This is a genomic window from Ferrimonas marina (assembly GCF_900129905.1).
Lineage (GTDB): Bacteria > Pseudomonadota > Gammaproteobacteria > Enterobacterales > Shewanellaceae > Ferrimonas > Ferrimonas marina.
Genome location: NZ_FQXG01000009.1, coordinates 114255 through 137330 on the forward strand (window position 1 = coordinate 114255; position 23076 = coordinate 137330).

The window sequence follows — 23076 nt, forward strand, 5'->3', positions numbered from 1 at the left end:
TGAGTCAGAAGTGACAATGTTTCTTCATTTACCAGTAACATTTGGTCAACAAAATCCCACTCGAAATCAATCACTTTCAATGGGAATAATCCATGGTTTTTAAGAAGAGCATGACCTCTCTGGCAGTGCTGCTGAGCTTGGCGCTGGTTGGCTGTGACGGCGATGACGGTCAGGATGGTGTGAACGGCGTTGATGGCGCCAATGGTGTCAACGGTCAAGACGGTGCCCCCGGCCCGGCGGCTGTCTCCGGCATCGCCCTGACCCCGGTCGGGCGCATTGTCCTCAACGCCGAGGGTGCGGCGGAGATCGTCCAGTACCACGCCGCAAGCCAGATGATCTATGCCATCAACAGCTCTGACGATACCGTGGAGATGATTGACGCCTCCGGCCTCACCTCTGAGGCGCTGGCTGCACCCATCAGCGAAACCAACCTGGTTTCCACTGCGCTGGCTCTGCCCACCGAGGTGGATGGCGTAGCTCTGGGCGGCGCCAACAGCATTGCCGTTAGTGGCGATCTGATGGCCGTGGCCATTGAGGCGGATAGCCAGGCCGACAAAGGCTTCATCGTGTTCTACAACGGCCTGAATGATGGCGCGCCGATGATGCTCAGCGCTGTTGAGGTGGGCAACCTGCCGGACATGGTGACCTTCACCCCGGATGGCAGCAAGGTGCTGGTGGCCAACGAGGGTGAGCCCAGCGGCGATTACAGCAACGATCCGGAAGGCTCCATCGCGGTGATCGCAGTGGCCGACGGCGTCCCGGCGGACACTGCCACCCTGATTGGCTTTACCGCCTACAACGGCATGCAGGCTGAGTTGGAAGCGATGGGCATGCATTTCCCCAACCCGGCGGGTCGCACCATCAACGGCAACCTGATTGAGACCACGGTAGCGCAGGATCTGGAGCCGGAGTACATCACTGCCACCAACGCCATGGCCTACGTTACCCTGCAGGAGAACAACGGCCTGGCCATCGTCGACTTGAGCGATAACAGCGTGCAGGTGATTGGTCTGGGCTTTAAGGACTGGGCCGGTTTGAACCTGGATGGCAACGAAGATGGCACCGTCAGCTTCGGTCAGTACGACGGCCTGTATGGCGTTTACATGCCGGATACCATCGCTTCCTTCAGCTGGAACGGCGCGCCGTTCCTGGTCACCGCCAACGAAGGGGATGCCCGTGAGTACTTCTTCGACGTGGCGGATGAGGCGGCCTGTGTGGCGGCCGGTGGTCAGGACTACGATGAAGACGACGGCTGCCTGGCCTTCACCGAAGAGGTGAAGCTGGAGGAGCTGCCGGCGGTAGCGGGCTCCAAGCTGGAAGCACTGCAGCTGGGCGGCGAGATTAGCGGTCTGCGTGTTTCCAATGCCCTGGGTGAGGTGGATGGCGAGTACGAGCATGCTTACGCCTACGGTGCCCGCTCCTTCACCATCTGGGATCAGAACGGCATGGTGGTGTTCGATTCCGGCGACGAAATCGAGCGTATCACCGCGGCGGTGCATGGCAACGCGTTCAACAACGGCGATGACGAGAACGAAGGCGACTCCCGCTCCGAGAACAAAGGGGCCGAGCCGGAAGCACTGACCGTGGGCGTGATGGATGATAAGACCTACGCCTTTGTTGGCCTGGAGCGGATGGGCGGCATCATGGTGTATGACGTCACCAACCCCTACAACAGCCGCTTTGAGACTTACGTGATCAACCGCGACCTGACCGAAGGGCTGACCGCTGAAGACGGCATCGGCGACCTGGCACCGGAAAGCCTGGTGTATGTGGCGGACACTGACAGCCCCACCGGTAACCCGCTGCTGCTGGTGGGTAACGAGGTGAGCGGTTCGCTGACCGTGTGGGAGATCACCGCTCAGTAAGCGGTGCACCCTAAGCAAAAAGGCAGCCTTAGGGCTGCCTTTTGCGTTTTCGCCTCAGGGGGTTGCTTACAATCTGGCCATCTGTATCCGTACAGCCGCATCGCCGCTTGCTCCGAAACAGGGCTGTTAGCTACACTGTATAAACGTACAGTTTGTTGTGGTGCTCTATGTCTGGCTATCCCGTCTTTGGCTTTCCGTCGCCCGCCAACGACTATGAAAACCCCGTGGCCCTGAGCCTGGATGCGCTGCTGATCAGCAAGCCTGCTGCCACCCAGTACCTGCGCGCCGCTAACGACAAACTCAAAAGCTTTGGGATCCGCCGGGGCGATCTGCTGGTGCTGGAGCGGGGACGCCAGCCCAAACACCGCGATCTGATAGCCGCGGTGATTGACGGTGAGTTCACCCTGGGTTTTCTTGACAGCGAGTCCGCCACACAGCCGGTGTTATGGACGCCAGAAGGCCGCCAATCCCTGCCGGAGATCGAGGGGGTGATCACCTCCAGTGTGCGGTTGTGGCAGCGCCCGGCGGAGCTTCCGGCACTGTGAAGGGGCTGACCTTTGCGCTGATCGACGTTAACAGCGCCTACGCCCAGTATTACGCCCTTACCGAGACCCAGATCCGCCACCGGCCCATCGTGGTGCTCAGCGCCCAGGATGGCATCATCATCGCCGCCAATGATCAGGCCCGCGCGCTGGGGCTGCGTAAGTTTGAGCCCTGGTTTCAACAGCGCAAGACCCTGCCCAAAGCCCAGCTTGACCAGGTGGCGGTGCGTTCCAGCACCTTTGAGCACATCTCCGAGGCCAGCCGCCGCTTCCACCACACCCTGGGCCAACTGGCGCCGGAGGTGTGGCCCTACTCGGTGGACGAATGCTTTGCGCTTTATGGCCGGGCCCAGTGTGACTGGCTAGCGGAGGGGCAGGGCATCAAGCAGCGTCTGTGGTCTGAGCTGCGCTATCCGGTGGGGGTGGGCTTTGGCTCCACCATGACCCTGAGCAAGGTGGCCAGCCACGTGGCCAAGCGCTTCCCGGAGTTCTCTAAGCAGCAGATCGCCGAGGTGCGTGAGCAGGACCGCCACATCCTTGACCGGGTGGGTGTCGAGGAGCTGTGGGGTGTGGGCAAACGCACCGCGCCCAAGCTGTTGGAGCGGGGTATCGAGACGGCGCTGGACTTAGCCCAGGCCCCCCGTGGCGAGCTACGCCGGGTGTTTGGGGTCAACATGGAGCGGACCCATATGGAGCTCAACGGCATCGCCTGCCTGGAGCCGGGTTATTCGGATCACAGCCAGACCATCTGCTCGATGCGCTCGCTGTCTCCGTCCCAGCAGTTTTGCTGCGAGGAGCAGCTGGCACGGGGACTGGCCGACCGTCTCGCCTGCGCTCACGAGAAGCTGCTGGCTCAGCAGGTGACGGTCTCCAAGCTCAGCGTCTACGCCGCGACCCCGGCCTTTAACCAGCGGGTGACCCCGTTCAACCATAGCGTGACAGTACCCCTGGGCCTGCACACCCAGGATTTGTTGACCCTGTCCCGGGCGGTGCGGGAGGGGGCGGCGAAGCTGCATAAAAACGGGGTGCTGTACGGCAAGATAGGGGTGACGTTGCTCGACCCCACGCCGCTCAGTCATCGCCAGGGCGATCTGTTCAGCCGCAGCGACAGCGAAAAATCCGACGCGCTGTCTGAGGTGTTGGGGCAGCTGCACGGTCGGTTTGGCCGGGATGCCGTCACCCTGGGGCGCTGCAGCTTGGGGGCAGGGCAGGAGGTGTACGGCTCCTGCCACACGCCGCGGGCACTGACCCGCTGGGATGAACTGGCGCTGGCCTACTAGCTGCCCTCGCCGCCGTACTCGATGGGGTAGCTCAGGGTGCGCTGCTCGGCCCAGCGCAGGAAGGTATCGGCCACCGGGGTCAGTGGCTTGCCCTTGTGGTGAGCCATGGACCAGCGCGAGGAGATCGGCAGCCCCTCCACCGGCAGGATAGCCAGGCCGGCGTCACCACCAAAGGCCAGGGTGTGCTGTGACAGGATAGAGACCCCCAACCCAGACATCACCGAGTGGCGGATCGCCTCGTTACTCTCCACCGTCATACGCACATTGAGCTTGAGCCGTTGCTTCTTGAGAAAGCGCTCCAGCGCGTAGCGGGTGCCGGAACCCTTCTCCCGGATCAGAAACGGCTCGGTGGCGAACTCCGCCAGCGAGATGCTCTTGCGTTTGGCCCAGGGGTGGGTGTCGGCGGCAATGGCCACCAGTGGATTGTCGAGGAAGGGGTGCAGGGTCAGGGGCGCGTCCTCCGGCGGGTGACTGAACACGTAGAGATCGTCCCGACCCTCGGATAGACGGTCGATCACCTGCTGGCGGTTACCCACCTTGAAGTCGATCTCGATCTGCGGATAACGTTCGCAAAAATCCCCCAGCAGGTGCGGGATAAAGTACTTGGCGGTGGTCACTACCCCGAGGCGCAGGGTGCCCTGCTTCAGCCCCTGCAGATCCGCCAGATCCATCTGCAACCGATCCAGATTCTCCAGCACCTCCCGCGCGGTGGCCACGGTCCGCTTGCCCGCATCGCTGAACTGCAGACGACGGCCGATCTGGTGATACAGCGGCATGCCCACCATGTCAGTGAGCTTCTTCAACTGCATCGACACCGTGGGCTGGGTCAGGTGTAGACGCTCGGCGGCGGCGCTGACCGAGCCACTCTCCTTCAGCGCCAGCAGCACCTCCAGCTGACGTAGTGTGGGTTTGATCCGCATGCTGCTCTGCTTAGCCTCCCGGTCTGGTTGGAGTATTGATTGTTTTGGCTTAGTCCCGCTGGCAAAGGGTCTGGCATAGCGCCTGGTTTGGCCTCATGGCGGTTTGATCCAACCCTGGCAACGCCTTAGCTCTGAGTCTGCGGCAGGGCCTGATGGCTCAATGTATAGATTTTTATCTATACAAAATTATCAAAGAATCAATTTAACTCTATCTCAACCTCAGGGCAAACTGCCGTCAATATTTTACGAGGGCGGAAGTATGAACACTCCCAGAGGGATTTTTGAGTTGGTTGTGGCACTGACGGTGCTGATCTTGGGCTCGGCCCTAGCACTGGCCGGGCTGGCCAGCTGGGGTCTGGCCACCACCGGTGGCTTGCTATTAACGGCGACGCTGGTGTTGCGGCCCCAGTGGGGCACCCAGGCGCTGGAGAAGAGGTAAGGCATGGGACTGGATATCGTCGTTGCCTTCTTCATTCTGGGGGCCGCTGCGCAACTGCTGCGTTCACCCCTGTCCATCCCGGAAGGCCTGTACCAGAGCCTGGTGATCCTGCTGCTGTTGGCCATTGGCCTGAAGGGCGGCATCGCCCTGTCAGAGCACCTGACCACCACCTTGCTGCTGCAATGCTTAGGCATCCTGGCCATGGGTGTGGTGCTGCCGCTGCTGGCGTTCCCCATCCTGGCGCAGATCGGCCAGATGCCCCGGATCTCCGCTGCCACCATCGCCGCCCACTATGGCTCGGTGAGCGTGGCGACCTACGCTGTTGGCGTGGCCTTCCTGGAGAGCCGTAACATCCCCTACGAACCCTACTTTCCGCTGTTTGTCGCAGTGCTGGAAGCCCCGGCCATCGCGGTGGGGTTGTGGTTGGCGCGGGAGAACCGCAAGGCCAAGCAATCCGGTCGCGGTGAACTGGTGCGTGAGGTGATGCTCAACCAGGGCATGGTGCTGCTGCTCGGCGGTCTGCTGATCGGTTGGCTGGCCAGCGACCAGACCGAGCGGATCATGCCGCTGTTTGGTGGCTTGTTCCATGGTGTATTGGCGTTGTTCCTGCTGGCCATGGGTCAGAAAGCCGCCCAGCGCTGGCGCGAGATGGGTCGGGATGCCTCCTTCCTGGCCAGTTTTGGTGTCGCCATGCCGCTGATGGGCGCGTTGCTGGCCACCGCGGTGGCCTTGCCCATGGGCCTGTCTGCCGGTGGCGCCATCCTGCTGGCAGTTCTGGGCGCCAGTGCCTCCTACATTGCCGTGCCCGCTGCCTTCTCGGTGGCGATGCCCAAGGCGGACCTAGGCCCCGCCATCACCGCCTCACTGGGGGTGACCTTTCCCTTTAACGTGCTGGTGGGGATCCCCCTCTACAGCGCGCTCATTCTGAATTTTTTTCCGGTTGCTTAAGGAGTAGTTATGTCTCAGGTTCACGTCAGCATCATCATGGGTTCGCAATCGGACTGGCCCACCATGGAAGGGGCCCTCACGCCGCTGGACGCCTTGGGGGTGAACTACGAAACCAAGGTGGTGTCCGCACACCGCACCCCGGACCGCCTCTACCAATACTGCCAGCAGGCACATGAGCGTGGCATCAAGGTGATCATCGCTGGAGCCGGAGGCTCCGCCCACCTGGCCGGTATGGTCGCCGCCATGACTCACCTGCCGGTGATCGCCGTTCCGGTGAGCAGCCGAGATCTCAAGGGGATGGACAGCCTGATGTCCATGGTGCAGATGCCCAAAGGCGTGGCGGTGGCCTGCCAGGGGATCGGCAATGCCTTTAACGCCGGCTTGATGGCCAGCCAGATTTTGGCTTTGGGCGATCCGGCTTTGACTCAACGATTGATTGACTGGCGCCAGTCGCAAACCGACTCGGTGGCCGAGGAGGTGGTGCGATGAAGGTTGGCATAATCGGTTGCGGCCAGCTGGCCCGAATGCTGGCCCTGGCGGGCTTGCCCTGGGGGCTGCGCTTTAGCTTCCTGGCACTGCCGGGAGAGGACGCCTCGCCGGTAGAAGGTTTGGGTACCCTGGTTACCATGAGCGAGGGCGATAGCGCTGATGCCCTCTACCTGGCCATGGGCAAGCCGGATGTCCTGACCCCGGAGCGGGAGCAGCTGCCGCTGTCTTTGCTGCGGGCGCTGCATCGGTTGGAGCCGATGCACCCCTCCCCGGATGCGGTGGCCATCTGCCAGCATCGCAAGCGCGAGAAGGCGTTCCTCAATGGTTTGGGGCTGGCCACGGCGCCCTGGCAGTCGGTGGACGCCAAGATGGATTGGCAGCAATTGGGTAACCAGCTGGGCTGGCCGCTGTTCATCAAAAGCTGTGAAGAGGGCTACGACGGTAAGAACCAGTGGCGCTTGAAGCTGGGGGACACCGAATCGCCGCAACTGCAGTCGGGGCAGGAGTACCTGGCCGAAGGCGGTGTGGCGTTTGAGCGTGAGTTGTCGCTGATTGCCGTGCGCTCCAGCTTCGGCCGAATGGCGTTCTACCCGCTGACTGAAAACCACCATCACCAGGGGATCCTGCGTTGCTCCCTGGCCCCGGCGGCCAATCTGCCTCGTGGCATGCAGCAGCAGGCCCAACAGATGGCGGCCAAGGTGATGGAGGCGATGGGCTACGTGGGCGTGCTGACCCTGGAGCTGTTCCAGCTTGAGGGCAAGCTGGTGATCAACGAACTGGCCCCGCGGGTGCACAACAGCGGCCACTGGACCCAGAGTGGCAGCGCCACCTGCCAGTTTGAAAATCACCTGCGGGCGATCACCGACCGGCCGCTGGCATCGACCCAGGCCCATAGCCACAGCGCCATGGTGAACCTGTTGGGGGTACAGCCGCCGAGGCCGGAGTTGTGTCCGGATGCCAAGGTGCACTGGTACAACAAGGCACTGCGGGCCGGGCGCAAGCAGGGGCATCTCAACCTCAGCGGTAACGACAGCAGTGCCGTGCACGGCCAAGCCCAGAAACTGGTGGAAACTCTGTACTCCTAAGTCTCGTTTTCCCAGGCAGCCCGTGGTGATTCGTTGCTGCGGGCTTTTTTTTGTCTTAGGGCCGCTCCAGTGACGTCAGTGCCGTCACTCGCGGCACAAAGCAAAGATGTCCTGACTTGGCGAGTAAGCTTCTGTGGCCACGTCCATCAGCCCCAGCAGCGAATCGAACAGGTTATCGTGGGAGAAGGCGTCCTCACTGCCCCGTTGGCGTAAACAGTCCAGGTCCAGCCCTTTCTGCCCGGCAAAGCCTGGTGAGGCCCAAAACAGCATGGGCACCTGGGTTTGCTCCTTCGGTGCCAGGGCGTAGGGCATGCCATGCAGATAGACACCGTTCTCTCCCAAGGATTCGCCGTGATCGGAGATGTACAGCAGCGCGACGTGATATTGGTCTTGAAGTGCTTTGAGCTGCCGGATGGCTTCAGCAAGAAAAAAGTCAGTAAATAGGATGGTGTTATCGTAGCTGTTGACCAACTCCTCGTGGGTACAGTTTTCGATGTCTGAGCGGGGGCAGTCCGGTGTAAAGGCCCGATGGGCCTTGGGATAGCGCTTGTAGTAGGTGGGGCCATGAGAGCCAGAGATGTGGTAGAACAGCACGCTGTCCTGGGTCAGGTTTGTCGTGTCGTCGGCAAAATCCTCCAGCATGGCCGTGTCGTAACATTTCTGTTGGTTACACAGGTGGTCGGCATCGTGGGGTACCAGCGTTTTCTCCCGGATGGTATGAGCGACCCCCTTATCGCCACCATCGTGTTCACGCCATAGAGCCTGGATCCCGGCCCGAGCCATGATGTCGACCACATTGTCCTGGTTGTAGGCTCGGCTTTTGCTGTATTCGGGTCGGTTCATGTTGGAGAACATGCAGGGAACCGACACCGCCGTCGCGGTTCCGCAGGATTGAACGTCAGCAAAGAAAATCGGGTCATAGGGCCGAGTGTGGACGTTGGTATCACGTTCGTAGCCATAGTAGGCGTAGTTGAACACCCGCGCGGTTTCGCCCAGCACAAACACCAGAAGGGTGGGCTTGCTGGCGTCCTTCGCCTCCGGCTTCAGCCTGGCATCCAAGCCGATCTGTTGGTACGGCACAGGGCTTTTCAGGTAGGTGTTGTTCAGGTATTTGGTTGTCGAGATCAGGTACTCAGTGGGGATGATCATCTTCTTCAGGTGGGGCGAATTTCTTACCACCGAGACGTAGTCCTGGTAGTAGAGCACGGCGATGACGGCAGCCAGCAGTACCGAGCCTAATATACCGGCCAGCTTAGCAAGCAGAAATTTACGCCAGGTAGTTTTGGTGAGCCGGGTTAGGAACAGCAGCAACGCAGGAATGAAGCCCATCATCCCCACCCAGATGATGGAGCGCAGGCTGAGATAGCTGGCGGCTTCCTCCTGGTTGGTTTCGAACAGGTTCTCAATCATGCCGTAGTCGACATAGACGCCGTAGCTGAGCATGGCGTAGCTGACCATGCTGGAGCTGATCAGCAGAAATGCAATGATTGGCTTGGCTACCTTCGGCCAGTTGAGCAGCTGAAAAATCAACTGAAAGGCGGCGAACAGGAACAGCGGAATCGAGATAACAAAGCCGATCTTTACTGCTTCCAGTCCGGTCAGGATACGGAAGAGTTCCTGGGCGATGGGAAGGTTGATGACCACAAGGAAATACAGCGCAATTATCGGCGGCAGCAGATTAGGAGAGATCTGAAGGCTATTGGGCTTCACAGCGGCTCCGCGCGACGAGATGTGGCTTTGTAACAATAGCTGCTAGCGGTGTCGGCGCAGAGATGGTTCCTTGGCGCTCATCGCGGCGAATCGGTCTTTTCGGTTGAAAGGTTGGCCAGAGAAGATGGTTCTTTTGAGGAGCTTAGGCGTTCGGGTTTCGACTACGGCATCCAGGTTGAAGACCTGCTTGGGGAGGAAGCACAAAAAAACCGGCTCACTTTCGTGAACCGGTTTTTTCTTAAAATGGTCGGCCAGAGAGGATTTGAACCTCCGACCCCCGACACCCCATGACGGTGCGCTACCAAGCTGCGCTACTGGCCGACAACGGAGGTCATCATACTTTGCTTCGGGCCAATTGCAAGGCTGCAGCGGCTTAACCGCTGCATCTTTGCGCAGCTTAGGTCTTAGTGGCTAAGAAAGCGCCGTCCCTCTTCCATCATATTGATCAGCGTCGGAACATCGAGGCTGGCGCCGCGTTGGCGACGGTACTCGTTGTTGTAGACCCGGTACTCACCGTGGTGGTTGATCACCGTGGTGCCCTTGCTGCTTTTGATGGCAAAGTTGCGGTCGTTGCCCATCACCAGATAGGGCAGGGCCTGGGGCTGGTAAAGACTCTCGCCGACACTGTAATCCCGGATCGGGTTGTCACACTGCAGCAGGTTGGTCATCAGCGCCGGCACCAGCCCATAGTGGCTGCTGGCGTGGGTGATGGTTCGAGGCTTCTGGCCGGGCATGCGCACCAGCATGGGCACCTGTACCGCCGGATCGGAGAAGTTGCCGCGCATGTTGGCGTTGCCGTCGGTAGTGAACAGGTTGCCGTGGCTGCCTGTGAGGATCACCAGGGTGTTATCGTCCACCGCGTCCAGTAAGCGGCCCAGTTCGCCATCGATAAAGGAGAGCGACTGACGGTACTGGTTGAACAGTACCCGCTGGGCGTGGTTCATCTTCTGCTCTGGCCGCACCGTGGGGATGCCGACAAACCCCACCGGGGTGCTGTAGTAGGCCGGGGCGTTCAGGGTGGCCAAAGCAAACTCCGGCCCCTGGGCGCTGCCGAGGTGTTCAATCAACTGGCTGACGGTGGCCTGGTCCTGTTCCGCCGGCTCCCAAACGCTGGGCTGGGGCACCTGCTTAAAATCGCTAAGCAGCGCCACCATGGAGCGCGACTCCGACAGCTCCTCGGAGCCGAAGATCGCCAGCTTGTAACCGGCGGCCTTGAGCTGCTCGGTTACTACCGGCGGCTTTTTATCGGCGATCAGTGAGGCCTCGTAGGCGGGCAGCATGCTGTAGAGCAGGCTGTAGATACCGTTGCCGTATTCGTTGCTGCCGGAGCGGTGCTGGGTAAACCAGTGCGATTGCTCGGCAAAGGCCATCAGGTTGGGCATGGTTTGCTGATCGACCAAGTCCGCACGCCAGGCCTCCACTATCACCATCAGCACATTGGGCTGCTCGTCGATGCTGCACTGCATCGGCGCCAGCGGGTAGTTGAGCTGGTGGGTGGGGGTGGCTTCCCGAACCCGCTCGGTCAGGGTTTGATCGTCCATCAGGCCCTGACGCGCCATAAACCCTTTGGCGGTGAAGGGGTAGTGCAGCGGGAACATGTCGTCCTGGTAGGTGATGGGGCGATACACCGCGGCATCGGCCCAGATGTGCACCAGGTGGGAGGCAACAAAGCAGGAGACCAGCACTGTGGTCACCCGGCTGCCGATACGGCGACGACGGATGCGATGGATCCGCTTCCATATCGCGTTGGCGATCACCAGCTGCAGCGCCATCAGGCCCACCGGCAGCAACAGCAGCACCGGCGATTTGAGCAGGGCGTTGAGATCCGAGCTGGCCAGGTCCAGTACGAAGGGGCTGAGGTGGAGGCGGTAGTAGGTGAAGATCTGGGTGTCGAACACCAGCGCCGACAGCGCCACCGTGGCCACCACCGCGGCGTAGCCCCTCAATATCCTCGAGTTGGGTAGCAGCAGGGTGACCGGGAACAGGGCGATGAGGTAGACCACAAAGCCGAGGAAGGAGAAGTGACCAATCAGGTTGGCCACCAAGTACACCTGGCCCAGCAGGGTGCTGGGCCAGCCCTCGGCGAGCACATAGCGGCTGGCGATCAGGATCGCCAGCAGGATGTTGGCAAAGGTGAACCAGTGTCCCCACAGAACCAGGGGGGACACCTTATCGCGATTTGGATCAGCGGTTTGCATTGGTTGGCTTCAACGCCCCATGGGTTGCTCTATCGTACGGCGATTAATGCGACGATACCAGCGCGATAATTCAATTGGTTAGGCGTCAGCGCGATCGTCAACAGAGGCCACCAGGGCCTGGGCAAACTGCTGAGCGATGGCTTCACGGCTGGCGGGGGCAATCTTGTCGTTGATGATCACGGTGGCGGCATTGCCCAAGGTCATCAGTGCCAGATCGGTGGGGGCGCGGTGCTTTTCCAGTACGGCCAGCAGCTCACCCAGTAACGCTTCAACCTGTTGATTGCTGTATTTGGAAACGATTGCCATCTGCAAATCCTGTGTTGTTAGAAAAAAGGCGAGATATAATACCGGCTTTTCCAGCCGACCACTATTCCCAACGCATGAGTATTAAAATAGATCAAGCCATCCTCCACGCGGTAAACCAGGGCGCTGACGGCCAACTGGAATGCCGACTGCGTCCCCAGCCGCTGGCCCAATCCCTGGCACTGGACGACCTGGTGGGGGAGCTGCACCGGCTCTATACCGCCAAGGCGGGCAAGGGCTACGGTCACTTCGGCGTGCCGCTGAACGACGACGGTGAGCCGGATGGCGAGGCCAACGAGGCGTTCCTCGAGGCGATGACCGCCTGGCATAGCGGACAGCAGGGCTTTGTTGAGTTCTCCGCCAAGGCCGGTCAGCTGCTGGGCCAGGAGCTGGCCAAGTACGATTTCGCCACCGGCGGCTACCTGCTGCTGGCGGCCTACAGCCACATCGCTTCCAACTACCTGTTTGTAGCACTGCTGTCGCCTAAGGCCTCGGTCAGTGTGTCTGACGAGATGGACGTGCAGGGCAGCGAGTACCTTGACCTGTCCAACATGCAGCTGGCGGCGCGCATCGACCTGACCGAATGGCAGGCGGATCCCACCTCCAAGAAGTACCTCTCCTTTGTGAAGGGCCGCGCCGGTCGCAAGGTGGCGGATTTCTTCCTCGACTTTATGGGCTGCGTCGAAGGCGTCGACGCCAAGGTGCAGAACAAGCAGCTGATGAAAGCGGTGGAAGACTTCGTTGGCCAGGAGGAGCTGGACAAGGACGAGGCCCAGAGTGCCCGGGATGCGGTGTTCGACTACTGCAAGACCCAGATCACCACCGGCGACACCATCGCCATGAAGGATGTCTCCGATGAGTTGGCGGACAAGGGCCTGGAGGCCTTCTACCAGTTCACCAGCGACGGCGATTACGGCCTGGAGGAGGAGTTCCCGGCGGACCAATCCACCCTGCGCCAGCTGAAGAAGTTCAGCGGCACCGGCGGTGGTGTGTCAGTCAGCTTCGATGCTGGCCACCTGGGCGAGCGGGTGAAGTGGGATCCGATCCGCGACACCCTCACCATCCAGGGCGTGCCGCCCAACCTGTTGGACCAACTGCAGCGTCGCAGCGGCAAGGGTGAATAAGGCCGCACCCATGCAGGGGCGACTGGACTGAATAACTAGTCAATTTGCCTGATTGGGTATGTGTGACCAGGGTCGCGCACTTGTACAGGACAGGATCTGGCCATTTGCCTGAGGGATCGGTAGACTCTGCGTCAGCCTAAAAACTGGCGTGAATATTCATTCACACTGAGCGAAAGACGCCCCCATTTTCACCACTAAAAACAAGAGGGTGATGCTGTGAGCAGCGAGAAAACCGTGGATATGCTAGAGAAACCATCCCTCAGGGACAGCCTGATGTTCCTGATCCCTTCCCTGATCGGGATCTTCCTGTTTATGACTCCCGTCTCTTATGGCGGCGACGTCACCATTCCGATCGCCATCCTGGCCAAGGGCAGCCTGGCGCAGCTGGACTCCCTGGCCGTGCCGCTGGTGACCTTCCTGGTGGTGGCTTCTGCGGTGCTGACCCTGGCGACCAAGCTGTTCAAGCCCAAAGCGGTACTGAGCAGCCCCTTCCTGCATGGCCTGCTCAACCCCTCTACCTTGTGGTCGGTAACCCGGGTGCTGGGTGCGGTGTTCATCCTGATGGCGTTCTTCCAGGTAGGTCCGGGTCTGGTGCACTCCGAGGACACCGGTGGTTTGGTACTGAATGACCTGCTGCCGACCCTGCTGTGCGTGTTCTTCTTTGCCGGTTTGCTGCTGCCGCTGCTGATCAACTTCGGCCTGCTGGAGCTGATCGGCTGCCTGATGACCAAGCTGATGCGTCCGCTGTTCAACCTGCCGGGTCGCTCCGCGGTAACCAGCTTTGCCTCCTGGCTGGGCGATGGCTCCGTCGGCGTACTGATGACCTCCAAGCAGTACGAGCAGGGGATCTTCACCGAGCGGGAAGCGGCGGTGATCGGCACCACCTTTACCGCAGTGTCCATCACCTTCTCGCTGGTGGTGATCAGTACCGTGGGTCTGGAAGCCTACTTCCTGCCGTTCTACGGCACCGTCTGTCTGGCTGGTCTGGTGGCCGCGGTGATTGTCCCGCGCCTGCCGCCGCTGTCGCGCAAGCGTGACGTGTTCATTGACGGTACCCCCCGTGAGAAAGACGACGAGCTGGTACCGGCGGGCGAAAGCTCCCTCTCCTTTGGTTACAAGCAGGCGATCGGCCGTGCCAAGCAGGTGAAGAGCCTGGGCAGTGTCGCCCGTGAAGGGGTGCACAACGCCGCGGACATGATCCTGGGCGTGCTACCGGTGGTGATGGCGGTGGGTACCGTGGCCCTGGTGATTGCCGAGACCACGCCGCTGTTTAACTGGCTGGGTGCGCCGTTCGTGCCGCTGCTTGAGCTGCTGCAGATCCCTGAAGCGGTGCAGGCCAGCACCACGGTAATGGTGGGCTTTGCCGACATGTTCCTGCCGGCCATCATGGCCGCGAGCATCGAGAGCGACCTGACCCGCTTCGTGATTGCCGCGCTGTCCGTCAGCCAGCTGATCTTCCTGTCCGAGACCGGCTCGTTGATGCTGGGCTCCAAGGTCCCGGTGAAGCTGTGGGAGCTGTTCGTGATCTTCGTGCTACGGACCCTGGTGGTGCTGCCGGTGATCGCGCTGATGGCGCACCTGATCTTCTAAGCGGCTCGACCGCTGCCAATAAAAAAGCCGGGCTTGATGCCCGGCTTTTTGCGTTTGCTGCTTCAGTGATTGGCTTAGAAGCTGTAGGCCAGGTTCACGTAGTAGAAGCGACCGATGTTGTCATAGCTGGCGCTGTCCTGACCGGTACCAGTGGTGAGACCCGGCAGGTCACGGTCAAACAGGTTGTCGATACCCAGGCCCACGTCCAGACCGAAGTCGAACTTGTACTCCACGAAGGCATCAGATACGGCGTAGCTGCCGTAGCTCATGAAGTTGGAGTAGGGCTTGTCGAAGTTGTCTTCAAACTGCGGGGTGTACAGGTTGACGTCGCTCAGGTAGCGGGTCTTCCAGCTCACACGCCAGTGCTCCAGGGTGTAATCCAGACGGAAGATCCCCTGCCACTCGGCTTCACCTGTGGTGCCGGCGAACTCTTCGAAGTTAGAGAGGTCGTCCTGGAACGGGTACTCGTTACGCTCAATGAGGTAGGTACCCAGCAGGTTGGCGTTCAGATCGCCGCCCAACAGCGGGAAGGCGTAGTTGAACTCGAAGTCGACACCGGAGGCTTCCTGCTTGGCCACGTTCTGGATGGTGTTGGTGATCTTGGTGATCTCGTAATTATCCGGATCACGCTCGATCAGCGCACAGTACTGGTTGTCGACGCCGGTGGGGGAGTCGATACAGCGGTCGATGATGTTCTGGCCACCAATGCCGGAGATGGCATCGGTGATCTCGATGTCCCAGTAATCCACGGTGGCGGAGAAGCCTTCGAGGAAGCCCGGGGTGAACACCAGACCGACGGTGAAGGAGTCGGACTCTTCCGGCTCCAGCTCCTGGTTACCACCGTTTACTCCCGGCAGGGTGGCGCTGTCGTAATCAGAGTCGAAGTCCGCCGGGATACCCAGGGCAGCACAGTTGGCTTCACGGATAGCACGTTGTTCACCGCTCAGCTCAGCCAGGCGGCTGGCACGACAGTTATCGTCGACGTTGAAGAAGTTCTGTGACTCAGCACCGTAGTACTCACCGATGTTCGGCGCCCGCAGCGCGGTGGCCACGGAGGAGCGCAGACGCAGGTCAGAGTAGAACTGCCAGTCCAGACGAACGGTCCAGCTGGTGGCGTTGCCCACGGTGGAGTAGTCGGCGAAACGCACCGCACCGTCCAGCTTCAGCTCGTCAATCAGCGGCAGATCGGTCAGCAGCGGCAGCGAGGCCTCTGCAAACACTTCGCTCACGTCAAAGTCACCGGTTTCGTTTTGGAAGGCGTTGAAGAAGGTGTTGCCTTCAGAGGCAAAGGGATCCTCCTCGGTGGCGCTCTTCTCTTTGCGGTACTCCACACCGAAGGCGGTACCCAGATCACCAGCCCATAGCTCAACCAGGGAGGGGTTGGCGATGGAGGCGCCGGCCACATATTGCTCAATCTTGGCAGTGCCCACACTGGTGGTGCTGAAGTAGTCCGCAGCCTCGGCGTTTACTGCACCGTCGCCGAACAGGGAGGTGGGCACACAGCCGTTGGCCTGGGCTTCGGCATCGCGACAGACGATGTTGCCGTTGCCGTCGTCCACAGCGTCGATGGAGTAGAAGAAGTTGTCGTAGATCAGGTTGTTCAGGTTGGAACGGGTCAGCTTGGTCTGGCCATACAGGGCGTAGGCGTCCAGATCCCAGTCTTCAAACACCACGCCTTCCAAGCCCAGAACGTAACGCTGGGTATCCCGCTCATCTTCCTCGATCCGCGGACCGAGATCGGACATAAAGCGGGACATCACCATATAGGGCGCACCGGCGTCGTCCATCAACTGGCCCAGATCATCGCCGATGTACGCGTTGTCGCGACCCAGCACGATGCTGCCGAAGAAGAATGCCGGCTGGCCTTCTGTGGTGGCATTGGTCTCAGACCACTTGGCCTGGAAGTAGCTGTTGAGGTCGTCGGTCAGACGGTAGTTGACCTTGAAGTTGGCGGTGGTGCGATCAAACTCCGGCTGCAGCTCTTCCCACTGACGCAGGTTGATGTAGTCACAGGGGCCTTCACACTTCAGACCGTTGGGGTTGGCACCCAGGTCCACTGGACGGACGCTGCCGTCGGCGTTAAAGGTTTGCGGGCCAAAGGCACCAACCGGGTCCCATACGCCGATCACACCGGCGTTGGTGATGCCCCAGTAGCCGGCGTTTGGCACCATGCTGATGATGGTGTCGTCGTCCGGACCGTTGTTGAAGGAGGTCCAGGATACGGCGGTTTGCTCACGCTCAAGCATCTTCAGGTCAGACTGACGGGCGTGTTCGACAGAGATCGCCGCGTTACCGCGATCGCCAGCGAAGTCGGCACCGTAAGAAAGGCTGAAGCGCTGGTTGTTGTAGCCACCTTCTTCGGACCAGCCGGCGGTGGCGTTGGCATTAAAGCCGGTGATGCGCTTCTTCAGACGGAAGTTGACCACACCGGTTACCGCGTCGGCACCATAGACTGCGGAGGCACCGCCGGTGATGATCTCAACGCTCTCAACCCACTCGGTGGGAATGGTGTTGATGTCGACCGAGGCGGAGCCTGGGCTGGATGAAACGTGGCGTTTGCCATCTACCAGCACCAGGGTCCGGGAGGTCCCCATGTTACGCAGGTCCAAGATGTTCAGACCGGCGGTACCGATGAAGTTGCCGGAGTTGGCCAGTGAGAAGGTGTTGGCCAGGGCGGGCAGCTCATTAAGTGCTTCACCGATGTTGATGGCACCGGTGCTCAGCAGCGCTTCGGCGCTGATCACGGTGACCGGCGTTGAAGCCATTGCCCCTTCGCTGGCGATACGGCTTCCGGTGACGGTAACGCGCTCAATCGGCTCGTCGCCCTCTTCTTCTGCCCAAGTGGGGGTCGCCAGAGTGGTGGCCCCCGCTACCAGTGCGAACTGCATCGCAAGGTAGAGTTTGTTTTTATTGAACATGATTCCTCCATGACCTCAAGCCCTTCAGCCTCGAGCTGGACCCTTAACCACAAGAGCTTGAGATAGTTTTTAGTTTTTAGTTTTTAGGCACTTCCGATGCCTGGTACTCAAACTACCACCGGGTTTTATATTTGTTAAGTGAATGTGTCAGCTTGTTTCAATGTGTTAATGCTATGGGTGGGGTTGACAACATTTCAGTAGTGTGACAGGAGCAACAGCCTGTTTTTACTCGGGCTTTTTGATAGGCTGACGTAAACGCTTTAAGAGGAAAGACACCATGAAAGCAGACGTGCTGCTCACTAATATCGAGACCATTCCCGGCAAGACCATTACCCAGCACCTGGGGCTGGTGCAGGGCAACACGGTGCGGGCCAAGCACGTGGGTCGTGACTTGATGGCCGGGCTGAAGAACATCGTTGGGGGTGAGCTTAAGGGTTACACCGAATTGCTGCAGGAGGCTCGGGAGGAGTCGGTGGCACGGATGGTGGAGCAGGCCCAGGCGATCGGCGCCAATGCGGTGATCAATGTGCGCTTCTCCACCTCTTCGGTGACGTCCGGGGCGGCGGAGCTGTTCGCCTATGGCACCGCGGTGGTAGTGGAGTAGGGCGATGGTAGCACTACTTATAACCCTGGCCCTGCTGGTGATCGGCTACCTGTTTGGCCAGCACGCCGAGCAGAGCCACTTCCGCCGCCTGCGGGCCGCGGAGGCGGAGCTGCAGTCCTTGCTGCTGTTCTCGGAGAAACGGATCCCGGAGCAGTTTCAGCCCTGTGAGGTACGACTGGTGGGCGGCAATACGGTGATCGCGGTGGACTACTTTAAGGTGATGGCTGCCTTTTTGAAGAACCTGTTCGGTGGTCGCCTGGTGGCGTACGAATCGCTGGTGGAGCGGGCCCGTCGTGAGTCCATTATCCGGATGAAGCGTGAAGCCAAGGCCCTGGGAGCCCAGGCCGTGTTCAATGTGCGTCTGGAGACTTCCTCTATCAGCAAAGGTGCCAACGATCAGAAGGTGTCGGTGGAGGTCTACGCCTACGGCACTGCGGTGATCCCAAGCCATGAGCGAGTATGAGAACCGCCCGGTTCCTGAGAATAACGTTAGCCATCAACGGCCGCTGAGCGAGTTTGCTGCGCTGCTGGTGGCCGCGGCTGCGGGGTTGGCGGTATTGGTGCTGGCCCTGGGGCTGGGGGCGCAGCGCCTCGGCAGCCAGGTGCCGGTGGCCTGGGAAGAGGGGCTCTCGCCGAAGTGGTCCACCAGCTTACGACAGGAGAGCCCGGCTCAGTTGGCCCTGGATGAATTGCTTGATGATCTACTGGCGGCAGATCCCCTGCCAGACGGGCTGAAGGCCCGAGCTACCCTGACTGACTCCAACGAGGTGAATGCCTACGCCAGCTTTGATGGCGAGATTTTGGTGACCACCGCCCTGGTTCAAGCCATGCCCTCGGAGAACGCCCTGGCGCTGGTGCTGGCCCACGAGCTGGCCCATGTTCGTCAGCGTCATGTTATCCAGCAGGCGGGGCAAACCCTGGCGACCCAGATGGCCCTGGCCTGGCTGTTGGGGGATCAAAACGGCTTGATGGCGGTGACCGAGCAGGCGGTGGCCGCCGGCTTCAGCCAGGAGGCGGAGGCGGAAGCGGACGAGCTGGCGCTGACCACATTGGTGCGACTCTACGGCCACCTGGGCGGTGCCGAGGCGCTGTTCCCCATCCTCAGTGACCAGTCCAACGATAGCTGGCTGAGCACCCACCCCGGTAGCGAGAAACGCAATCGCAAGGTGCTGGAGGCCCAGCGTCAATGGGGCATGGGCGAGGTAACACCGCTGTCCCAGCAGTGGCAGCAATACGATGTCGAGTAGACTGGCGGCGACCTCCTCTTAGCGTTCTCCTACTCCTTTCATCTTGTTAGCTATCCCCAGCCCGTTTTTACTCACTTTGTGCTCCTTCCCGTGACATAGGCTCCCTCTCAGGCAAGAAAGCCGCCACAGAACTACGCTTGATTCCAATCTGTCTCTTTCCCCGAGAAGCGTTCGAGGTGCACCATGAAAAGCGTTGCCTGGCTGGCCACACTCCCCCTAGCCCTGTCTCCCGTGTTAGCTGACTCGTCGTCCGAAGCGGTGCCCCAGTCGGTGATCGAGGAGCAGCGACGCAACCTGGCCAGTAACACCGAAGGGCAGGGTGTTGGCCCACAGTCACCCCGGGATATCGACTCGGCGGTGGGCAATAACTCCCGCGCGTTCGGTACCGCCCCCCCTTACCAGCAGATGAACCTGTGCAATATCCACTTTCACAAGGGCGCGGAGCACAAGGGGGGCGAATACACCGAGTTTGCCGGCCCGGGTGATGGCGCCGGTTATCAAAGCGGCTACCGCTTCAGCGGTGATTTGACCGAGCAGGAGCGTAGCCCGTTGGCGGAGCCTCAATGCCCCAGTGATCACGGCAGCCTGATGGTGGGGGACACCATCGAGGTGCACTACGTGTTCTCCAGCGCCCAGGTGACGCCAGGCCCGACCCTGGGTTCCTGCCTTAACGATGCCATCGGCAATCCGCAACTGCGGGTGGAGGCGGTGGTGATGGTGCTGGTGAACGATCCCACCGCTGATGACTTTATGGCGCTGACCGCGCTGGATAAGGTGAATGGCTACCATCAGGCACCCAAGCTGCCCGAGAACGCCGGCAAAGCGGTGAATTACGCCGGCTCCACCACCGGGCCCGATTACAACGAGAAGGCCTCGCCGCTGCAGGTGTCCTGGGCGGTTCGGCCCAAGGCACTGCGGGTGCATGCCCCCACAGTGGGCCAGTGGTGCCAGGGTAACGTGTTTGAGGAAGACCACGCCCACGGCGTGCGCAACCTGGTGGTGAATCCCAACCTGCTGTCCCCCATCCAGTAGGGATAGCCGTAAGGGGTATGGGCCCTTCGGCTTAGCCGCTGCAGACAAAGGAAAAGCCCCCAACCGTTCATCACGGTTGGGGGCTTTGTTGTGCTAGCGGCGCTTAGGCGGCTTGTTCCGTGGTGCCGGGTTGCAACGGACGGTTGGCCTTGAGCTCTTCCGGGTCAAAGTCGTTGACGTTGATGGTGTCGAGACGACCTTGCTCAGCCAGACGCAGCAGCTCCGCTTCCTCTTCGCTGATGGCACCCAGCTCCAGACCCTTGGCAGCAACGCGGTCAAGGAACATGAAGGACATCTTCTCACCGGCGGCCTTGCAGACCTTATCGAACACCGGCTCCGCCTGCAGGATCAACTGCAGGGTGTGCTCCAGCTTACCCAGGGCGTTGTTGTCGTGGTAGGTCAGCCACTGGCCGTCGATCAGGCGGCTGCGGGCATCACAGGGAGTCTGCAGGATGCGGGCAACCTTGTGATCCAGCTCATCGGAGGGGCGCTTCATCGGCAGTCCGGTGGGGAACAGCACGAACTTGAGCAGGCCACCGAAGGCGGGGAAGTTGTCCAGCAGCTCAACCAGTGAGGTTTGCAGCTTGTGCAGGGAGTCTTCCACACCCCATTGCAGCAGCGGCAGATCTTCGGTCTGGCGACCCTCATCCTCGTAGCGCTTCAGCGCGGCGGAGGTGAGGTAGAGCTGGCTGAGCAGATCGCCTAGGCGGGCAGAGACGCGCTCTTTACGCTTGAGGCTGCCACCGAGCAGGCCCATGGCCAGGTCAGACAGCAGGGCCAGGTTGGCGCTGAAGCGGTTCATCTGCTGGTAGTAGCGCTTGGTTTCGTCACCGAACGGCGAGCTGGTAAAGCGTGCGCCGGTCAGGCCCATCCAGAAGCTGCCCACCAGGTTGGTCATCACAAAGCCAACGTGGCGCCACAGGTTGCTGTCGAACTGCTCCAGGCCGCGCTGATGGTTCTTATCGAACGCCGCTTCCATCTCTTTGAGCACGTACGGATGGCAGCGGATGGCGCCCTGGCCATAGATGATCATGGAGCGGGTCAGGATGTTGGCCCCTTCCACGGTGACCGCGATGGGGGCACCCTGGTAGCCACGGCCCAGGTAGTTGTCTTTACCCAGACACACGCCCTTACCGCCGTGGATGTCCATGGCGTCGATCACGCCCTTCTGCATCCGGTCAGTGAGGTGCATCTTCACAATGGCGGAGATCACCGAGGGTTTTTCACCCAGGTTCAGGCCCGTGGTGGTCAGCGCGGTAACGCCGTCCATCAGGTAGGCGTTGCCGCCGATGCGGGCTAACGGCTCCTCAATGCCTTCCATCTTACCGATGGGCAGCTTGAACTGGCGACGGATGCGGGCGTAGGCACCGGTGGCACCGGCCACGGTCTTCATCGCACCGGCGGAGTTGGAGGGCAGGGTGATGCCACGGCCAACGGAGAGACACTCCACCAGCATGCGCCAGCCCTGGCCGGCCATCTTCGGCCCACCGATGATGAAGTCCAGCGGTACGAACACCTCGTTGCCCTGGGTCGGGCCGTTCTGGAACATGTTGTTGAGCGGGAAGTGACGACGACCGATCTTAACCCCGTCCATGTCGGTGGGGATCAGGGCACAGGTGATGCCCAGCTCTTTCTCGTCGCCCAGCAGGCCGTCCGGATCACGCAGCTTGAAAGCCAGGCCCAGTACGGTGGCCACCGGGGCCAGGGTGATGTAGCGCTTGTTCCAAGTCAGCTTCATGCCCAGAACCTCTTCGCCTTCCCATTCGCCCTTACAGACAATGCCAAAGTCCGGGATGGCACCGGCGTCGGAGCCCGCTTCTGGTGAGGTCAGGGCGAAACAGGGGATCTCTTTACCCACGGCGAGGCGCGGCAGGTAGTGGTTCTTCTGCTCTTCAGTGCCGTAGTGCTGCAGCAGCTCACCGGGGCCCAGTGAGTTGGGCACACCCACGGTGGAGGCCAGTACCGTGGAGTGGCCAGCCAGCTTCTGCAGGATGCGGGACTGGGCGTAAGGCGTGAACTCCAGGCCGCCGTACTGCTTTTTGATGATCATGGCGAAGAACTTGTTGTCCTTCAGGTATTGCCATACAGGTTGGGGCAAGTCGGCCAGCTCGTGGGTGACCTCAAACTCGTCCACCATGCCCATCACCTCTTCCACCGGGCCATCGAGGAAGGCCTGCTCTTCGGCGGTCAGGGTGGGCTTCTCGTAGCTGTGCAGCTCCTGCCAGTCGGGACGGCCGGAGAACAGCTGGGCGTCCCACCAGGTGGTGCCCGCCTCGATGGCGTCCTTCTCGGTCTCGGACATCTCCGGCATGATCTTGCGGAAGGTGCCGAGGATGGGCTTGCTGAGCAGCGATTTACGCAGCGGTGCGATGTTCAGCGGCGCAAAGACCAGCACGAACAGGGTCCAGCTGATGGGACCGGTGATCTCCATCAGGAAACCGACGGTCATCAGTCCAGCGGCGACCGCGGTAAAAGACAGCAGTGACGCGCGCTGATAGATCAGGGCGCCAAGCACGATGATGGTCGTTAGGCTCCAGGCAAGAGTAATCACGAGCATTCTCCTTGTGTTGTTCTGCACCACGACGCAGAGTCTGTCTGTGGCATTGGTCACATTCTAGGTCGGAGGTCGGACCTCTGTCACGCAAAAAATAAACACTTGTTTGATTTTTTTTACTGCGCTGGTGTGACTCGGGTTCATCTCGATAACAAATGATTGAGCTAAAAGGGATTGTGCAGTCGCTAGCGGTTGCTTGCAGGCAGCAAAGAAGGCGCCATTGGGCTT

At 60.6% G+C, this 23076-nt stretch carries 19 protein-coding genes and 1 tRNA gene; 13 read left to right on the forward strand and 7 right to left on the reverse strand.

The annotated features are described in order from the left end of the window. Positions 1-92 precede the first annotated feature (92 nt). From BUC04_RS20075 to BUC04_RS20085, 3 genes are all read left to right on the forward strand, one after another. The gene (locus BUC04_RS20075; RefSeq protein WP_067661953.1) at positions 93-1865 is read left to right on the forward strand and encodes a choice-of-anchor I family protein; all 1773 of its coding nucleotides are present in this window, start codon (positions 93-95) and stop codon (positions 1863-1865) included. Positions 1866-2032: 167 nt separating this feature from the next. Beyond that, a complete protein-coding gene (locus tag BUC04_RS23770) occupies positions 2033-2410 on the forward strand; it encodes a S24 family peptidase (protein ID WP_067661954.1) in 378 nt (125 codons plus the stop codon). After that, on the forward strand, positions 2407-3687 hold the full coding sequence (locus BUC04_RS20085) for a Y-family DNA polymerase (protein WP_067661956.1): 1281 nt from the start codon (positions 2407-2409) through the stop codon (positions 3685-3687). The genes BUC04_RS23770 and BUC04_RS20085 overlap by 4 nt, the downstream gene beginning before the upstream one ends. On the opposite strand, the gene BUC04_RS20090 is transcribed toward BUC04_RS20085, so the two are convergent. Then, positions 3684-4607, reverse strand: a complete 924-nt coding sequence (locus tag BUC04_RS20090; protein WP_067661958.1) for a LysR family transcriptional regulator — start codon at positions 4605-4607, stop codon at positions 3684-3686. The genes BUC04_RS20085 and BUC04_RS20090 overlap by 4 nt on opposite strands. A 259-nt stretch (positions 4608-4866) precedes the next feature. On the opposite strand from BUC04_RS20090, the gene BUC04_RS23775 reads away from it, so the two are divergent. Genes BUC04_RS23775 through BUC04_RS20105 form a run of 4 tightly spaced genes read left to right on the forward strand, consistent with a single transcriptional unit; the run spans position 4867 to position 7568 of the window. Beyond that, positions 4867-5046 carry a hypothetical protein gene (locus BUC04_RS23775; protein ID WP_143165814.1) on the forward strand — a complete coding sequence of 60 codons (180 nt, stop codon included), beginning with the start codon at positions 4867-4869 and terminating at the stop codon, positions 5044-5046. Positions 5047-5049: 3 nt separating this feature from the next. Continuing rightward, positions 5050-5994: a sodium-dependent bicarbonate transport family permease gene (locus tag BUC04_RS20095; RefSeq protein ID WP_067661960.1), complete on the forward strand. Its 945-nt coding sequence runs from the start codon at positions 5050-5052 to the stop codon at positions 5992-5994. Positions 5995-6003: 9 nt separating this feature from the next. After that, the gene (purE, locus tag BUC04_RS20100; RefSeq protein ID WP_067661962.1) at positions 6004-6483 is read left to right on the forward strand and encodes a 5-(carboxyamino)imidazole ribonucleotide mutase; all 480 of its coding nucleotides are present in this window, start codon (positions 6004-6006) and stop codon (positions 6481-6483) included. Beyond that, positions 6480-7568, forward strand: coding sequence for a 5-(carboxyamino)imidazole ribonucleotide synthase (locus tag BUC04_RS20105; protein ID WP_067661964.1), 1089 nt, complete (start codon positions 6480-6482; stop codon positions 7566-7568). Before purE ends, BUC04_RS20105 begins: the two co-directional genes overlap by 4 nt. 84 nt (positions 7569-7652) lie before the next feature. On the opposite strand, the gene BUC04_RS20110 is transcribed toward BUC04_RS20105, so the two are convergent. From BUC04_RS20110 to BUC04_RS20125, 4 genes are all read right to left on the reverse strand, one after another. Continuing rightward, positions 7653-9278 carry a phosphoethanolamine transferase gene (locus BUC04_RS20110; protein ID WP_067661966.1) on the reverse strand — a complete coding sequence of 542 codons (1626 nt, stop codon included), beginning with the start codon at positions 9276-9278 and terminating at the stop codon, positions 7653-7655. Between the two features lie 244 nt (positions 9279-9522). After that, a tRNA-Pro gene (locus tag BUC04_RS20115) sits at positions 9523-9599 on the reverse strand. An 83-nt stretch (positions 9600-9682) separates the two neighbouring features. Next, positions 9683-11446 (reverse strand): DUF3413 domain-containing protein, encoded by a 1764-nt coding sequence (locus tag BUC04_RS20120; RefSeq protein ID WP_159437711.1) that lies wholly within the window; start codon positions 11444-11446, stop codon positions 9683-9685. Positions 11447-11554: 108 nt separating this feature from the next. After that, positions 11555-11782 carry a YejL family protein gene (locus tag BUC04_RS20125; RefSeq protein ID WP_067661970.1) on the reverse strand — a complete coding sequence of 76 codons (228 nt, stop codon included), beginning with the start codon at positions 11780-11782 and terminating at the stop codon, positions 11555-11557. 74 nt (positions 11783-11856) lie between these two features. Between BUC04_RS20125 and yejK the strand changes: the two genes are divergently transcribed. Beyond that, positions 11857-12903: a nucleoid-associated protein YejK gene (gene yejK, locus BUC04_RS20130; RefSeq protein ID WP_067661972.1), complete on the forward strand. Its 1047-nt coding sequence runs from the start codon at positions 11857-11859 to the stop codon at positions 12901-12903. 240 nt (positions 12904-13143) lie between these two features. After that, positions 13144-14493, forward strand: a complete 1350-nt coding sequence (locus tag BUC04_RS20135; RefSeq protein ID WP_067662131.1) for a YjiH family protein — start codon at positions 13144-13146, stop codon at positions 14491-14493. A gap of 74 nt (positions 14494-14567) precedes the next feature. Here the strand turns inward: BUC04_RS20135 and BUC04_RS20140 are convergent, their stop codons facing one another. After that, entirely contained in the window at positions 14568-17411 is a 2844-nt protein-coding gene (locus BUC04_RS20140; protein ID WP_067661974.1) for a TonB-dependent receptor domain-containing protein, read from the reverse strand. 277 nt (positions 17412-17688) lie between these two features. Here BUC04_RS20140 and BUC04_RS20145 point away from each other — a divergent pair, with 277 nt between their 5' ends. From BUC04_RS20145 to BUC04_RS20160, 4 genes are all read left to right on the forward strand, one after another. Continuing rightward, positions 17689-18015: a YbjQ family protein gene (locus BUC04_RS20145; protein WP_067661978.1), complete on the forward strand. Its 327-nt coding sequence runs from the start codon at positions 17689-17691 to the stop codon at positions 18013-18015. 4 nt (positions 18016-18019) lie between these two features. Further along, entirely contained in the window at positions 18020-18478 is a 459-nt protein-coding gene (locus tag BUC04_RS20150) for a YbjQ family protein (protein WP_067661979.1), read from the forward strand. Next, on the forward strand, positions 18465-19262 hold the full coding sequence (locus BUC04_RS20155; RefSeq protein ID WP_067661982.1) for a M48 family metalloprotease: 798 nt from the start codon (positions 18465-18467) through the stop codon (positions 19260-19262). Before BUC04_RS20150 ends, BUC04_RS20155 begins: the two co-directional genes overlap by 14 nt. Before the next feature lie 183 nt (positions 19263-19445). Next, positions 19446-20294 (forward strand): delta-class carbonic anhydrase, encoded by an 849-nt coding sequence (locus tag BUC04_RS20160; RefSeq protein ID WP_067661984.1) that lies wholly within the window; start codon positions 19446-19448, stop codon positions 20292-20294. A gap of 103 nt (positions 20295-20397) precedes the next feature. Here the strand turns inward: BUC04_RS20160 and fadE are convergent, their stop codons facing one another. Continuing rightward, positions 20398-22845: an acyl-CoA dehydrogenase FadE gene (fadE, locus tag BUC04_RS20165; RefSeq protein WP_067662134.1), complete on the reverse strand. Its 2448-nt coding sequence runs from the start codon at positions 22843-22845 to the stop codon at positions 20398-20400. Positions 22846-23076 lie beyond the last annotated feature (231 nt).